20 protein-coding genes are annotated in these 15,072 nt (G+C 60.0%); 19 read left to right on the forward strand and 1 reads right to left on the reverse strand.

The features are described from left to right. Positions 1–88: 88 nt before the first annotated feature. The 19 genes from HU718_RS06950 to recX all read left to right on the forward strand — a co-directional run bounded on the left by HU718_RS06950 (position 89) and on the right by recX (position 13,687). Positions 89–598, forward strand: coding sequence for a phage baseplate assembly protein V (locus tag HU718_RS06950; RefSeq protein ID WP_110720163.1), 510 nt, complete (start codon positions 89–91; stop codon positions 596–598). Continuing rightward, positions 598–996: a phage GP46 family protein gene (locus HU718_RS06955; RefSeq protein ID WP_186612533.1), complete on the forward strand. Its 399-nt coding sequence runs from the start codon at positions 598–600 to the stop codon at positions 994–996. The genes HU718_RS06950 and HU718_RS06955 overlap by 1 nt, the downstream gene beginning before the upstream one ends. Continuing rightward, on the forward strand, positions 986–2,032 hold the full coding sequence (locus HU718_RS06960; RefSeq protein ID WP_186612535.1) for a baseplate J/gp47 family protein: 1,047 nt from the start codon (positions 986–988) through the stop codon (positions 2,030–2,032). Before HU718_RS06955 ends, HU718_RS06960 begins: the two co-directional genes overlap by 11 nt. Then, entirely contained in the window at positions 2,020–2,619 is a 600-nt protein-coding gene (locus tag HU718_RS06965) for a YmfQ family protein (RefSeq protein WP_110720166.1), read from the forward strand. Before HU718_RS06960 ends, HU718_RS06965 begins: the two co-directional genes overlap by 13 nt. Positions 2,620–2,632: 13 nt before the next feature. Beyond that, the gene (locus HU718_RS06970; RefSeq protein ID WP_186612537.1) at positions 2,633–3,784 is read left to right on the forward strand and encodes a phage tail protein; all 1,152 of its coding nucleotides are present in this window, start codon (positions 2,633–2,635) and stop codon (positions 3,782–3,784) included. After that, positions 3,781–4,296, forward strand: coding sequence for a phage tail protein (locus HU718_RS06975; RefSeq protein ID WP_150706107.1), 516 nt, complete (start codon positions 3,781–3,783; stop codon positions 4,294–4,296). The genes HU718_RS06970 and HU718_RS06975 overlap by 4 nt, the downstream gene beginning before the upstream one ends. Before the next feature lie 138 nt (positions 4,297–4,434). After that, positions 4,435–5,472, forward strand: a complete 1,038-nt coding sequence (locus HU718_RS06980; RefSeq protein ID WP_186612540.1) for a phage tail protein — start codon at positions 4,435–4,437, stop codon at positions 5,470–5,472. 45 nt (positions 5,473–5,517) lie between these two features. Further along, entirely contained in the window at positions 5,518–6,102 is a 585-nt protein-coding gene (locus tag HU718_RS06985) for a tail fiber assembly protein (RefSeq protein WP_150706109.1), read from the forward strand. An 81-nt stretch (positions 6,103–6,183) separates the two neighbouring features. Next, the gene (locus tag HU718_RS06990) at positions 6,184–7,110 is read left to right on the forward strand and encodes a glycine-rich domain-containing protein (RefSeq protein WP_150811844.1); all 927 of its coding nucleotides are present in this window, start codon (positions 6,184–6,186) and stop codon (positions 7,108–7,110) included. Next, on the forward strand, positions 7,110–7,577 hold the full coding sequence (locus HU718_RS06995; RefSeq protein WP_150706111.1) for a phage tail assembly chaperone: 468 nt from the start codon (positions 7,110–7,112) through the stop codon (positions 7,575–7,577). The genes HU718_RS06990 and HU718_RS06995 overlap by 1 nt, the downstream gene beginning before the upstream one ends. A 30-nt stretch (positions 7,578–7,607) precedes the next feature. Next, positions 7,608–8,534 carry a gp53-like domain-containing protein gene (locus HU718_RS07000; RefSeq protein ID WP_186612542.1) on the forward strand — a complete coding sequence of 309 codons (927 nt, stop codon included), beginning with the start codon at positions 7,608–7,610 and terminating at the stop codon, positions 8,532–8,534. A 2-nt stretch (positions 8,535–8,536) separates the two neighbouring features. Continuing rightward, complete coding sequence (locus HU718_RS07005; RefSeq protein ID WP_186612544.1) at positions 8,537–8,977, forward strand: phage tail assembly chaperone; 441 nt, start codon at positions 8,537–8,539, stop codon at positions 8,975–8,977. A gap of 9 nt (positions 8,978–8,986) precedes the next feature. Next, on the forward strand, positions 8,987–10,147 hold the full coding sequence (locus tag HU718_RS07010) for a glycine-rich domain-containing protein (protein WP_150706113.1): 1,161 nt from the start codon (positions 8,987–8,989) through the stop codon (positions 10,145–10,147). Next, positions 10,147–10,401, forward strand: a complete 255-nt coding sequence (locus tag HU718_RS07015) for a hypothetical protein (RefSeq protein WP_077571366.1) — start codon at positions 10,147–10,149, stop codon at positions 10,399–10,401. Before HU718_RS07010 ends, HU718_RS07015 begins: the two co-directional genes overlap by 1 nt. Before the next feature lie 36 nt (positions 10,402–10,437). After that, the gene (locus HU718_RS07020; RefSeq protein ID WP_095119243.1) at positions 10,438–11,004 is read left to right on the forward strand and encodes a glycoside hydrolase family 19 protein; all 567 of its coding nucleotides are present in this window, start codon (positions 10,438–10,440) and stop codon (positions 11,002–11,004) included. Next, positions 10,983–11,501 (forward strand): lysis system i-spanin subunit Rz, encoded by a 519-nt coding sequence (locus HU718_RS07025; protein ID WP_186612545.1) that lies wholly within the window; start codon positions 10,983–10,985, stop codon positions 11,499–11,501. The genes HU718_RS07020 and HU718_RS07025 overlap by 22 nt, the downstream gene beginning before the upstream one ends. A gap of 67 nt (positions 11,502–11,568) precedes the next feature. Continuing rightward, on the forward strand, positions 11,569–12,069 hold the full coding sequence (locus HU718_RS07030) for a CinA family protein (RefSeq protein ID WP_150706116.1): 501 nt from the start codon (positions 11,569–11,571) through the stop codon (positions 12,067–12,069). 83 nt (positions 12,070–12,152) lie between these two features. Next, positions 12,153–13,208 (forward strand): recombinase RecA, encoded by a 1,056-nt coding sequence (gene recA, locus HU718_RS07035; RefSeq protein ID WP_007908746.1) that lies wholly within the window; start codon positions 12,153–12,155, stop codon positions 13,206–13,208. Between the two features lie 8 nt (positions 13,209–13,216). Beyond that, the gene (gene recX, locus HU718_RS07040; RefSeq protein WP_150706117.1) at positions 13,217–13,687 is read left to right on the forward strand and encodes a recombination regulator RecX; all 471 of its coding nucleotides are present in this window, start codon (positions 13,217–13,219) and stop codon (positions 13,685–13,687) included. A gap of 55 nt (positions 13,688–13,742) precedes the next feature. Here recX and HU718_RS07045 read toward each other — a convergent pair whose 3' ends face one another. Then, positions 13,743–14,861, reverse strand: a complete 1,119-nt coding sequence (locus HU718_RS07045) for an LOG family protein (RefSeq protein ID WP_150706118.1) — start codon at positions 14,859–14,861, stop codon at positions 13,743–13,745. Positions 14,862–15,072: the final 211 nt, after the last annotated feature.

A 15,072-nucleotide genomic window follows, 5' to 3' on the forward strand; every position in this document is an offset into this window, starting at 1 on the left:
TTCAACATCACATTGCCTGACTCAGCGCATTCGCGAGCAGGCTCGCTCCCACAGTGGATCGCGTGATGCCTACCTTTGAGGACAATTCATGAGCCTACTGACACGCCTGCTGGCGCGCGGCACTGTCGTGCTCGCCAACTCGGCATCCAAGCTGCAATCGCTGCAAATGCGCCTCACCGCCGGCGAAGTGAACGACGACATGGAGCACTTTGAACCTTACGGTTTCACCAGCCACCCGCTGGCCGGTGCCGAAGGAGTCGTCACCTTCATCGGCGGCGACCGTTCCCACGCCATCGCTCTGGTCATCGCTGACCGCCGCTATCGCCTGCAAGCGCTGGCCGCTGGTGAAGTGGCGATCTACACCGACGAGGGCGACAAGATTCATTTCAAGCGCGGGCGGATCATCGACATTGAAACCGCCACGCTGAACATCCGCGCCAGCAGCGCGGTGAACTTCGATACGCCGGTGATCAACCAGACCGGCAAGATCGTCTCCACCGGCGATCAACTCGCCGGTGGCATCAGCCAGATCAAACATGTGCACGTCGGCGTACAGGCCGGCAGCGGCCAGACCGGCGCGCCGGCGGGAGGCAAATGATGTTCATCAGTCAGAACCTCCACGCCGCACTGACCCGCTCCGTACTGATCAGCCTGTTCACTTGGCGCCGCGCCGCCGATGACGACGCCCTCGATGACGACGAACGTTTCGGCTGGTGGGGCGATACCTTTCCCACCGTCGCCGACGATCGCATCGGCTCGCGGCTATGGCTGCTGCGCCGGGTGAAACTGACCCGACAAACGCAGATGGACGCCGAGTTCTATGCCCGTGAAGCCTTGCAGTGGCTGATCGACGACGGCCACTGCAGCGCCATCGACATCATCAGCGAACGCCTCGACGCCCAGCGTCTGAACCTGCGCACGGTCCTGACCCTGGCCGACGGCGAACGTCTGGACATCAACCCCGATAACAGTTGGCAGGTGATCTATGCCGTTTGAAACCCCTTCGCTGCCGGTGCTGATCAAGCGCACCCAAAGCGACCTGGCCGGCGATTCGCTGCGCCAGTCCGATGCGCAAGTGCTGGCCCGTACCCTCGGTGGCGCGGCTTATGGTCTGTACGGTTATCTCGACTGGATTGCCGAGCAGATCCTGCCGGACAAGGCCGATGAATCGACCCTGGAGCGGATTGCCGCACTGCGCTTGAACCAGCCACGTAAACCCGCGCAAGTCGCCACCGGCAGCGTCAGTTTTACCGCGACTGCCGGCGCGGTGCTCGACGCCGATACGCTGCTGCAAACCAATGACGGTCGCACTTATAAAGTGACGGCCGCACGCACCACGACTAATGGCAGCAACACCACCACGATTGCCGCGCTGGATGCCGGCAGTCTCGGTAATGCCGACGCCGGACTGGCACTGACACCGGTGCAGCCGATTGCCGGTGTGGTCGGCAACAGTTTTGTGGTGCTGGCGCCGGGACTCAGTGGCGGTGTTGCGCGGGAAAGTCTGGAGTCGCTGCGCTCGCGGGTGATTCGTTCTTACCGCGTTATTCCCCATGGCGGCTCGGCCAGTGACTACGAGACCTGGGCGCTGGAAGTGCCCGGCGTGACCCGCGCCTGGTGTCGTGGCGGTTTGCTCGGACCGGGCACGGTGACGGTATTCATCATGCGTGACGAAGACCCGCAACCGGTGCCGAACGATGAGCAATTGGCGGAAGTTCAGGACTACATCGAACCGCTGCGTCCAGTGACGGCGGAAGTGCGCGTGCAACGGCCGATTCAGGTGCCGGTGGTGTATCGCTTCAAGAGCGTTAATCCGGACACCACCGCTGTGCGCGCCGCCGTTGAGGCGCAGTTGCGCGACCTGCACAACCGCGAAGCCGATCTGGGCGTGCCGTTGCTGATCAGCCATATCCGCGAAGCCATCAGCAGCGCCGGCGGTGAGTACGATCACACGCTGACCGCGCCAGCCGCTCACGTGCCCGCCGGGCAAAGCGAACTGCTGACCTTCGGAGGTTGCGTATGGGGGGCATAAGAACCGCCGCGCAATATCAGGCGCAATTGCGCGCCTTGCTGCCCAGCGGCCCGGCGTGGGACCCGGAGCGCGTACCGGAACTGGAAGAGGTGCTGCAAGGCGTCGCCGTCGAACTGGCGCGCCTCGATGCCCGCGCCGCCGACCTGCTCAACGAGATGGACCCGGCCGGCGTCAGCGAACTGGTGCCGGACTGGGAACAGGTGATGAACCTGCCCGATCCGTGCCTGGGCGCCACACCGCTGTTCGATGACCGTCGTCTTGCCGTACGCCGACGCTTGCTGGCGGTCGGCAGCCAGGCCGTCGGTTACTACCTAGAAATCGCCAAAAGCCAGGGCTACCCCAACGCCACCATCACCGAACTCGAAGCCCCGCGCATGGGCCGTTCGCGTTTCGGCTCGGCGCACTGGGGCACCTGGGAAGCGCAGTTCATGTGGACGCTCAACACCGGCGGCCGGTTGTTGCTGGGTCGGCGATTCGGTGCGAGCTACTGGGGCGAGCGTTTCGGCGTCAACCCGGGCTCGGCGCTGGAATGCCTGATTCACCGCAGTGCGCCGGCGCATACCAAGGTGCACATCAATTATGACTAGGGAGGGATGAGCCATGGATTATCCGAACAGTGTGCCCAGCGCCGGCTTGGTGAATGGGAAGTTTGTCGATGAGAACCCAATGACCGGAACCCCGGGATCGCTGATCCCGGCGGATTGGGGTAACGGAGTTACCCAGGAAATCATCAACGTGATCAATGCCGGGGGGTTGACCCCGGACGAGAAAAAATACGATCAGTTGTTGCAGGCGATTCAGAGCGTGTCGGCCAAGGGCTGGAGCCTGGATTCGGCGTTGCCGATCAGCTCTTTGCCGACCGCGACGGTGGCGACGCCGGACGGTCGTCTGGCGATCACTCCAGCAGCGGTTTCCACGGGTGGCGGGCGGGTATCGATACCGGCCGGTGTGCTGATCAGTCTTGGTCAGGAGGTGGTGACCGGGCAGTTGGGGCGTACGCGTACGTTCACCACTCAGGTGTGGAGCAGCCCCGATCTGCTGCCAAGCTCCGGTTACTTTTTGCGGGCCCAAGTCATGGGTGGCGTGCTGACTTTTTACATGCAGCGCGGCACGGTCTATGACGCTACCCCGGAAGGATTGAAGGGCTCGGTCAATGGTGCGGCGGGTGGCGGGTTCCAGTCGACGCCACTGGATCTCTGCCTGGCTTGGGTCGTCACGGCCGGGCCGGGTTCGATACCCACTGTCAGAGCCATCTACAACCGCAGCCGGTTGTCGTGGACGCAAACGGTCAATGGCAATGGCGTGGTTTATCTGCCACTTGATCCGCATGCCCGTGCGGCGCGGCTGGTGGTGGGTAACCCGACGCCACACCCGACCGGGATTACCAGTGTGAACTTTGCGCCGACCGGATGGCTGGGGGGTAACTATTGCTACCTGAACCCGACCGTCGGTACGTCCAACAACTGGGATGGCTGGGCAACCCCCGGCGGCGCGGCGCTGATTTTTTCCAGCAACGTGGTTAGCGATACGACGGTTTCGACATTGACCGCCAGCTTCGATCACAACGAATTGCGCTCGTTGTGGCAGGCCTATCAGGCCGAACACACATGGGGCGCAGGCACTGCCGCCAGTGACGAATTGCTGTTCAGTATGGGGCTCAAGAATGTCGGCCCGGCCGATTACGCCAATGGCATCGCGGTCAACTTCGCTGCTGCGGTAAACGTGAACTTTTCCTGGGAGTTGATCAGATGATCATCATTCAAGAGCTGCATCAGTTCGAGGAAGGCCTACGTCCGGCCCTGCCGTCCAGTGCCCATGATTGGGATGGAGAAAAATGGCAGTTGAATGCTTCCAGAGTTGCCGAGCTGGAACTGCAGGAGGCCGAGCAGCTGTGTTCCAAAGTCGACGCCGCTGCCGACAGCACTCGCATCGCATTGGCCGGCGACCCGCTCAAAGCCATGGAATACGCCCAGGCCGCCGCCGACGCACAGGCCTATCAGGACGCCGGTTACCCAAAAAAGGAAGTGCCACTGTCGGTCGCTGCGTGGGTTGCCAAAGGGCGCAGCGCCAAACAAGCCGCCGAGCAGATTCTGAGCAAGGCCGATCAACTGACCGACCATCTGCTGGCGCTGCGTACGCTGCGCCTGAAGGCCAAAGCGCAGATTCGCGCACAGGCTGCCAAGGGCAACATGGATCTGGCGCGCAGCGCTGGTGACGAAGCTTTGGTCGCCATTCGCGAATTGGCCAGCGGCCTTTCCAACTAAGCCGAAAGCCTTCGTTCAGCGTCACCCAAGCCCACTTCGTTGTGGGCTTTTTATTTTCAGAAAACAGACCGTGGACAGGCACGCAGAAGACGCTGTGTCGACGCCGGTCATTTGTCATTTCAAAGGAACGAACAACCTATGGATTATCCAAAAAGCGTCCCCAGCGTCGGCCTGGTCGATGGCCGCTTCGTCGATGAAAACCCGGTGGCGGGTACGCCGGGGTCTTTGATTCCGGCGGTGTGGGGAAATGCCGTCACCGAGGAAATACTCAACGTTGTCACCGGAGCGGGACTGGCGCCTGCTGAAGGTGATAACCGACAACTGCTCAAAGCCTTGCAGGCGCTGTTGGCGTTGGCCAGCCCGATGGCAACTTTAGTGACCAATGTATCGACCTCCAAAGCGTTGGCGGCAAATGAACTCGGGCTGGTGCTCGTCAATGCGAGCAGTGGTGCGACCACCATCAGCCTGCCGCCGGCGGACCTTGCGTTAGGGGTTCGCGACGTCATAGTCCGTCGGGTCGACAACTCGACATCGCGCCTGGCAGTGCGCGCGTCGGGCACCGACAAAATCAGATTTCATACCCATCTTGTCGCAGCCGGTTATCCCTTTTTTGTACTGATGGGCTCGGGGGACTGGTGGCATCTACGCAGTGATGGCGCAGGCAACTGGTGGCCGATCGGACGCTTCGATGGCACACCGTTGGGCCGGGCTGTCTTCGAGACCACGGCACTGCTTAACCCCGGAGGATACGGTCAGCTTAACGGCGCGGTATTCAGCCGCAGCGACTGGCCGTGGTTGTGGGATCACGCGCAGCAGTCCGGCGCCCTGACCACCGAAGCCGCGAGGGTCGGCGCAGAGGGGGGCTGGACCAGCGGAGACGGCACGTTGACCTTTCGCGGGCCGGAGGGTCGAGGTGAATTCATCAGAGTGTTCGATGAGGGGCGCGGGGCTGATGCCGGTCGCTCCATTGGAAGTTGGCAGGTCGACATGTTCCGCGCTCATCGACACGAACTCAAAAGCGACATGCTGGGCGTTCCGCTGGTGTCGGCACCGAACGCGGCGCCTGACGCCTTGTTTAATCAGGCCAACATCAGTCTTGGGTTTACCGAAAACACCGGTGGTGTCGAAACCCGCCCGCGCAACATGGCCTATCCCGGCAGGATCAAACTCATCTGACGCCGCTGCTCTGCGGCATTTCTCAGCCACAAAAGGAAGTGAACAATGACTTATTACTATGTTGTAAACGAAGCGAACAAAGAAATGACCGGGCCTATCGAGTTGCCGATTACTCCCGGAATAGGTATTCAGGTTCCCGGCAATGTGATCGAGTTGGCGGAACAATTGCCACCTGCTGAACCTGGCTATGCCTGGGTATGGCGCAACGGAATCGCCTCCCAACTGATCGACTTGCGCAACACGATTGTCTATTACAAAGACACCGGCATGGCTTCCTATTGGTCGGAGTTAGGTCCATTGCCTGACTATCTGACCTCCAAGGCACGTCCCGGCGAGTACTACGTCTGGAAGAACAATGACTGGGAACTGGATCTGGAGGCGCAGCGCGCTGCCTTCGTTGCACAGGCGGAGATCGAGCGCGACAAGCGCCTGCAAGAAGTAGTCATTCGTGTAGCTCCTCTGCAATACGCTTATGAGTTGGGTGAGGCATCCAGTGATCAATTGACTGTACTGCAGGTTTGGAAACGCTATGCACTGAAGTTGGCAAATATTGAACTGCAACCTGACTATCCATTGTCCATTGACTGGCCGGTTGCCCCTGCAAAGCTGGTTGTATCCCCCTCCGTCTGACTGAACCTGCCCACTAACTGCGTTACAGGTGGCCTCGTGCTGCCGGCTCTCGGCTGCCTGTAAAAAACTGGAGACTCTGAAGTGGACTATCCAAAAACCGTTGCTGGTGTTGGCTTGGTCAACGGCGGCTTCGTCGATGAAAACCCCCTCGTCGGAACACCGGGATCGTTGATTCCCGCTGCGTGGGGTAACAGCGTCACGCAAGAAATTCTCAACGCGATCAAGGCCGCCGGATTGACACCGGATGAAGCCAAAACCGATCAACTGGCCACAGCTATTGGCGCACTGGTCGACTTCAAGAAACTGAAAAATACCCCGACGACTTTGAGTGGCTACGGCATCACCGATGCGGTGGGACGACTATTGGCAGTCCGGCAGATCGAGACGGTCGGGATCACGGTTTACAAGCCTAACCCTCAGGCCAAACGTATTCGTGTTCGGCTGGTGGGGGCCGGTGGATCTGGCGGCGGTTGTTCATCTGTCGCCTCCGGGAATCTACGTCTCGGTGGCGGCGGCGGATCGGGGGCCTATGCGGAGAGCCTGTTTGACGTGACGCCCCAGATGCTTGCCGGCGTGCCCGTTTCTTTGGGGGCCGGTGGAGCTGCCAGCACTACGATGGGCCTGGCAGGCGGTGGGGCGTCCTTCGGCTCCTACATGAGCGTTGCAGGAGGCAGCGGCGCACAGGTCCTGAACATCGATACGACAACCTCATCCTCGGGGTACGTTCAGGGTGGCACTGGAGGTCAAGACGCCGTGGGCGGCAACCTGGCCAATGCTCGGGGTCACACCGGTGGCTACGCAATGTTCAACGGCAATTGGGGAATGCTCTCCGGAGGCGGAGCAGCGAGTCCGTTTGACGGTGGCGGCCCCTACAGGGGCGTAAACAATCCGGGTTTCGCAGGCGTCCGAGGCTCGGGTGGCAGTGGTTCTTGTTCAACCAATGCATCCGCCTCTGTCCTTAGCGGTGTCGGCGGCAACGCCTTCTGTGAAATCTGGGAGTACGAGTAATGGCCGTTTATGCACGGATCGAGAACGGCGTAGTCGTCGAACGGATCGACACCGGTGACTACGCAATCAGCCAACTGTTCGCGCCGTCTTTTGTCGAGTCGATGGTGCGAGTGCCGGATGGTCAGGCGGTCGAAATCGGCGCGCCGATCAGTGAATTGCCGACAGCTGCCGACCCACTGCCCGCGCAGCAAAGTCCGGTGATCCTCGAGGCGCCGGTTGTTGCAGATCAAGCGTCTGCGGCAGCGGAACGTAACTGGCGTCAGGCATCCCTTTCAGCGACCGAATGGCTGGTCACTCGCCATCGCGATGAGCAGGAACTGGGGCGCGGAACCTTGCTCAAGGCTGCGCAATATCTGGAACTGCTCGAGTACCGACAAGCGCTGCGCGACTGGCCTGATTCGGCGCTTTTTCCCGCAGCGGATTCCCGGCCGTCAGTGCCGCTTTGGTTAGCCAGCGTGTCTGGCTGAACGTGTATTTTTCAATCAAGGAGATGAACATTGGACTATCCCAAAAGTGTGCCCAGTGTCGGGCTGGTCAACGGCCAGTTTGTCGATGAGGACCCGATTGCCGGAAAACCCGGTTCGCTGATCCCGGCGACATGGGGCAACAGCGTCACGCAAGAAATTCTCAACGTCGTTCAGGCGGCCGGGATGGCGCCGAACGAGGCATCGAACAATCAATTGGTGGCTGCGCTACGCAGTCCGGCGTTGTTCATGACCGCTCCGCAGTTCGATGGCGGACGCTCGGCGGCAACAGCCGAGTTTGTGCAGCGGGCTCTGGGCAGTCACGCCAGTGCTCGGGGGATAACCGCTGCCACACAGTTGACCCTGGCCGATGTCGGTTGCTCGATCGGTCTGGGCGGTAATACGACTTATACAGTGACGCTTCCGGATGCGGCCGCGCCCACGGTGCCGAGCGGCGCCACGATCAGCTTGCATTGCCGTAATAACGCACCCGTCACGGTGGCCAGTAAAACCGGTGCACAGATCAGCCCCCAAGGGGGTTATCTGGCGTCGATCGTGATGAACAATGGTGAGAGTGCAAACTTCGTCAAAGAGGCTGGAATGTGGGTGGTGTACGGCACCGCTGCGCTGAAGTACTCGGCCAGTTACGCCGCACAGTTCGGCACCACCGGCTATCAGAAATTTCCCGGCGGTTTGATCATGCAGTGGGTGATGGGGGGATCCGATGTCAATGGCAACATGTCGGTGTCGTTGCCGATCAGGTTTCCCAATGCGGTTTTAGCGGGTGTTGCCGATGAAGGGAACCCCCCCGGTTGGGGGGGCGGCAACGTAACCGTTTGGTCATTTGATGGCAATAACTCTACAACGACGACAGCGGCCGCTCGGGTTCGAAACGTAATGGCTTCCAGTGTAAGGGCGGAGCCAGGACTTTCCGGTCGCATACTGGTTTGGGGGTACTGACCATGGTTATTCACTTTTACGCACAGACACTCGGATTCGATCGGGTCGAAAACCCCGGTCCGGAGTTACCCGAAGGCGCCGTAGAAATCACCCAGGCGCAATACACCGAACTGTTTGCCGGGCAGGCGAGCGGCAAAGTCATCAGCGCCAGTGCCAGTGGTCAGCCCCTTTTGACCGACCCCGTCGTTTCTCCTGCAACGCTTGCCAGCCACGAGCGCGCATGGCGCAACCATGTTCTGCAAAACACCCAGTGGTTGGTGTTTCGTGATGCCGAAGAACTGGAAGTGGGCGAGGGCACGACTTTGCGCTCCGAGGAATTCAAACAACTATTGGCGTATCGGCAGGCACTGCGCGATTGGCCGAATGACCCGGACTTCCCGAATTTGCTTTCCCGACCCGTTGAGCCTGACTGGCTGGAAGGCTTGCTTCGGACAGACAGTTGAGGAACTAACGTGGACTATCCAAAAAGCGTTCCCAGCGTCGGGCTGGTGAATGGCAAATTCGTCAATGAAGACGTCGTTGCGGGATTGCCCGGATCCCTGATCCCGGCGACCTGGGGCAACAGCGTCACCGATGAGTTGTTGAACGTCGTCAAATCCGCCGGCCTTGAGCCGAGCGAAGCCGATGCAACCCAGTTGTTGCAAGCGGTGAAAAAACTCAGTCAGGCAGGTGAAGATAAATATGCCACTGACATCGGTGCGGCCAATCTGTACATGGCCAATTATGTGCCTGCCGTCAACGTATTGAAGGACGGCTTGGCGCTGCGCTTTACTGCCGGTAATGCCAATACCGGGGCGAGTACGTTTGCGCCGAACGGGTTGATGCCCAAGCCACTATTGAGCCTTGGGCTGAGTGCGTTGCGGTCTGCGGAGATTGTCGGCGGTAGTGTGTGTTCGGTGGTGTACAGCGCAGCACTGGATAGTTGGGTGCTGGTGTATGCGAGTGGTGGCAATGCTGCAAGTGGCCGGCTCTTGGGGATCAGGACATTTACCGCGTCCGGCATCTATGTGCCAGCAGTGGGAATGAAGAACGTATGGGTCACCATCGTCGGCGGAGGTGGTGGCAGCTCGGGAATCGGTGCGACCAACTCTACCCAGGTTTCCCTTACAGGCGGTGGCGCTTCCGGTAGCTACGCACAAGCCTGGTTATCCTCTGCCGCGATCGGGCAGAGCCAAATGATTACCGTGGGGGCTGGGGGCGCGGCGGGTGTTGTCGGCACAGGCGGGGGAAGTGGCGGTACCAGTTCGCTGGGCTCATTGGTTTCGGCCACCGGAGGTGGCGGGTCCCCTTGGAATACTCCACTCACGCTTCCTGGATTCGGCTTGTATGTGGGTGGTTTTCCCAGCCAAACCTCAAGTGGCGGCAACATTGTCAATTCGGCAGGTGCGGCCGGCAACCCAGGGATGTGCCTCACCGGATCAACACTTGCCGGGCATGGCGCAAACTCACCGCTTGGCAGTGGTGGTTATGCGAGTAGCGTCGCATTGAGTGTGGCTGCCCCCGGTTCCGGTTATGGTTCAGGCGCGGGCGGGATCGCTAACACAACCAATCAGCCGGGTAGACCGGGCGCAGCAGGCGCTCCCGGTGCCGTGATCATCTACGAGTACGCCTGATGAAAACCTACGCACGCATCACCCAGAACACCGTGGTCGAACTCTTCTCCACCGACGGAAATATGGCCGAGATGTTTCATCCGGATCTGCTCTGGATCGACATCACTGAAATCACTCCAGCACCGCAAATCGACTGGACCGCCAACTTCGGCACCCTCGGTTGGGTGTTCGCAACCCCCGAAGAACTGACGCCGGACAGCACCCTGAAAACTCTGGCAAAAAAGTGGCTGAGCGGCATTGGCCGTCAACCGTGATTCAATCGGGGCAATATCCAGGGAGGATCAAGCATTATGCAAATAACTGAAAACAACCTTATCGACATCATGCCCAACGCCCGCTCCCAAGCGGGCGTTTTTGTTTCGCCGCTCAACAGCGCCATGGCGCGCCGCCATATTGACTCGCCTAAACGCGTCGCGGCGTTCCTTGCCCAGGTCGGCCATGAGTCGGGGCAACTGCGCTATGTGCGGGAACTGGGCAACAACCAATACCTGAGCAAGTACGACACGGGTACGTTGGCCTTGCGTCTGGGCAACACTCCTGAGGCCGACGGCGACGGGCAAAAATACCGAGGGCGCGGGTTGATCCAGATTACCGGCCGCTCGAATTACCGCCAGTGCAGCCTCGGCCTGTTCGGCGATGAGCGCCTGCTGTCGCTGCCCGAGCTGCTCGAACAACCGCAATGGGCCGCTGAGTCTGCCGCTTGGTTCTGGGAGCAGAACGGCTTGAACGAACTGGCCGATCGCGATCAGTTCAACACCATCACCCGACGCATCAACGGCGGGTTGAACGGCTTGCAGGATCGCCTGGACATCTGGGCGCGGGCGAGGGCGGTGCTATGCCAATCCCCTGGCGAGTGATTGGCGTCCTGTTGCTGGCTGCGGGTGCGTTTGCAGCGGCCTGGCAGTTGCAGGAGTGGCGCTACGGCCGGCAATTGGCCGAGCAGGCGCGGTTAAACGGCGAAACCCTCAATCAACTGACCCAGACTGCCGCCGCCGTGCAACAGGCCGAGCAGGATAAACGCCTGGCGCTGGAGCAACGGCTCGCGGCCAGTGAACAAACCCACTATCGAGCACTGAGCGATGCCCAACGTGATCAGGATCGCCTGCGCGATCGTCTTGCCACTGCTGATGTGCGCCTGTCAGTCCTTCTCGACGCCAGCGACGCTGCCCCAGGCTGCAACGTGCCAGCCGCCGCCAGCGCCGGCAGCGTGGATCATGCAACCGTACGCGCCCGACTTGACCCGGCGCATGCTCAACGAATTGTCGCCATCACCGACACCGGCGACCGTGGACTGATTGCCTTGCAGGCTTGTCAGGCGTATGTCAGAGCGCTGGCGCCCGAACATTTTGAATGAGTCTGTGTATTGAAAGCGCAACCGGGTCGTGTACGGTGGAGGCATTCCACACGATCCGGAGCACGCCGTGAAAGAGATCACTCAACTGGCCGCCGACCTTGGCCGACGTCTGCAACTGCTCAATGCCCACGTCACCACCGCCGAGTCCTGTACCGGTGGCGGCATCGCAGAAGCGATCACCCGGATCCCGGGCAGTTCGGCGTGGTTCGAGGCGGGTTATGTGACCTACTCCAACCGTCAGAAAACCCAGCAACTGAATGTACCGACCGAGTTGTTCGAAACGGTGGGCGCAGTCAGTCGCGAGGTCGTTGAGGCGATGGTGCGTGGCGCCCAGGACAAAAGCCTGGCGCGATTTGCCGTAGCCGTCAGTGGTGTGGCCGGGCCGGACGGCGGATCGCCGAACAAACCGGTCGGCACGGTGTGGCTGGCGTGGGGCGTTGGCGAGACGGTGAGCAGTGAGGTTCAACACTTCCCCGGCAACCGCGATGATGTCCGCCGACAAACGGTGAAGGCCGCGCTAGAGGGGCTCCTGCGACTAGCGGCACGAGAAATCGAAAATCAGGGGTAGGCGATCCGCGAACGCTGTGGAATAATACTGGCTACTTATACAGGTGTTGGCCGTCAGGCCTTATTGATTACGTGAGGACTTTAATGGACGACAACAAGAAGAAAGCCTTGGCTGCGGCCCTGGGTCAGATCGAACGTCAATTCGGCAAGGGTGCCGTGATGCGTATGGGCGATCAGGACCGTCAGGCGATCCCGGCTATCTCCACTGGCTCTCTGGGTCTGGACATCGCGCTCGGCATTGGCGGCCTGCCAAAAGGCCGTATCGTTGAAATCTACGGTCCGGAATCTTCCGGTAAAACCACGCTGACCTTGTCCGTGATCGCCCAGGCGCAAAAAGCCGGCGCGACCTGCGCATTCGTCGACGCCGAACACGCCCTCGATCCTGAGTACGCCGGCAAACTGGGCGTCAACGTCGACGACCTGCTGGTGTCCCAGCCGGACACCGGCGAACAGGCGCTGGAAATCACCGACATGCTGGTGCGCTCCAACGCTGTTGACGTGATCATCGTCGACTCCGTGGCAGCACTGGTACCGAAAGCTGAAATCGAAGGCGAAATGGGTGACATGCACGTGGGCCTGCAAGCCCGTCTGATGTCCCAGGCGCTGCGTAAAATCACCGGTAACATCAAGAACGCCAACTGCCTGGTAATCTTCATCAACCAGATCCGTATGAAGATCGGCGTGATGTTCGGTAGCCCGGAAACCACCACCGGTGGTAACGCGCTGAAGTTCTACGCCTCGGTTCGTCTCGACATCCGCCGTACCGGCGCGGTGAAGGAAGGCGACGAAGTGGTCGGCAGCGAAACCCGCGTCAAGGTTGTGAAGAACAAGGTGGCTTCGCCGTTCCGTCAGGCCGAGTTCCAGATTCTTTACGGCAAAGGCATCTACCTCAATGGTGAGATGATCGACTTGGGCGTGCTGCACGGTTTTGTTGAAAAATCCGGCGCCTGGTATGCCTACGAAGGCACCAAGATCGGTCAGGGCAAGGCCAACTCGGCCAAGTTCCTGGCAGACAACCCGGAAATCGCCGCGAAGCTCGAGAAACAACTGCGTGACAAGCTGCTGACGCCGGCAGTGATCGACTCCAAGGCCTCTGCAGTCAAAGAGACTGAAGACGACCTGGCCGACGCTGATATCTGAATGCAGCGATGACCACCGCCGTACTCGATACCCTCGTCGCTGTGCGGCGAACCGCCATGGACCTGCTCGCACGCCGCGAGCACGGTCGAGTCGAGCTGACGCGCAAACTGCGTCAGCGCGGCGCCGAGGCGGATATGATCGAAACAGCCCTCGACCGTTTGACGGAAGAAGGGCTGCTTTCCGAAGCCCGTTACCTTGAAAGCTTTGTTTCCTACCGCGCCCGCTCCGGTTATGGCCCTCTGCGGATTCGCGAGGAACTTAGCCAGCGAGGGTTGCAACGCGCCGATATCGAACTCGCGCTGCGCGAAAGCGGTATCAGTTGGCAGGAACAACTTCAGGACACCTGGCGGCGTAAGTTCTCCGGGCATTTACCGATTGATGCGAAAGAACGGGCCAAGCAAGGTCGGTTTCTGGCGTATCGAGGGTTCTCGATGGAGATGATCAACCGCTTGTTCAGCGGTCGAGGGATGGACGATTAAGCTGCTTCAATAAAAACGGCCCGCTATGAAAATAGCGGGCCGTTTTTTTTTGCCCTCAAATTACCTTGGAGGGTTCGCGCGAACGTTGCGCTGTTTGCGGTTTTGAATGAGCCCAGTTTTCCGGCAGGTTGATGTAGTCGATCAACTCCCTCAGACGCCCATGAGTGCGGGCATTGAAGGCAAAGGCCAGTCGCACCAGATGGCTGTACTGCGCTTCATCCTGCTCCTCACCGCTGTAGGCGTGTTGATGAAACTGGTCGCTCAGGCACAGATCGGCAAAGGCCTCCTGCATATGTTCCAGCGCTTGATCGCTGAGCTTGTGATGCATACGAATCACGAATTGACGCTTGAGCCAACGGCTGGAGTGGAAGTTGCTGTAGAACTGGTTGATCTGTTCCACCGCTTCCTCAACGGTGTAAACCAGACGCATCAGCTTCATGTCAGTCGGCAGGATGTAGCGATTGCTCTCCAATTGCTGGCGGATGAAGTCCATCGCGCCTTGCCAGAACGTTCCGCCGGGTGCATCCAGCAGCACCACCGGCACCAATGGACTTTTACCGGTCTGGATCAACGTCAGTACTTCCAGAGCTTCATCCAGCGTGCCGAAACCGCCCGGGCACAAGACCAGCGCGTCGGCTTCTTTGACGAAAAACAGTTTTCGCGTGAAGAAGAAGTGGAATGGCAGCAGATTACCGGTGCCATCGACGGTGGGGTTGGCATGCTGCTCGAAGGGCAGGGTAATGTTGAAACCGAGGCTGTGATCGCGGCCGGCACCTTCATGTGCGGCAGCCATGATGCCGCCCCCGGCGCCAGTGATGACCATCATCCCCGAGCGGGTCAACGCCGCGCCGAGTTCACGGGCCATCGCATACAGCGGATGTTCGACGGGTGTGCGCGCCGAGCCGAACACAGTAACTTTGCGTCGGCCCTTGAATTGTTCCAGCACCCGGAACGCCTGCTCCAGTTCGCGCAGGGCCTGCAGGGTGATCTTGGCGTTCCAGCGGTTGTGGTCTTCCTGAGCCATGCGCAGCACGGTCAGGATCATGTCGCGGTAGATGGGGATATTCGGGCTGTTGGGGGAAACACGGTTGAGTTGTTCTTCGACCTGGCTGATGAGGTCGGGACCGCTTTCCTGAAAATGACGGCTCAAGAGGTCATTCGGTTGGTAAGGCATTCAACGTCTCCTTCTGCACAGAGCGGGTGGCCCTGACGAGCGGCGTCAGTGCCGCGCTGCAAAAAACACACGATCGGCAGTTCCTTTCCTGCCGTTGAAAAATGATCGGGAATACTCTGAATCTAGACCCTTGCGCGCATTTGCGCTGACTTGATCATTGCGCCGCAACGTTTTGCCTGGCAACCGTTTATTGATTGTTCGCCGGTTCCTT

This window comes from Pseudomonas tensinigenes (genome assembly GCF_014268445.2).
GTDB classification, from domain to species: domain Bacteria; phylum Pseudomonadota; class Gammaproteobacteria; order Pseudomonadales; family Pseudomonadaceae; genus Aquipseudomonas; species Aquipseudomonas tensinigenes.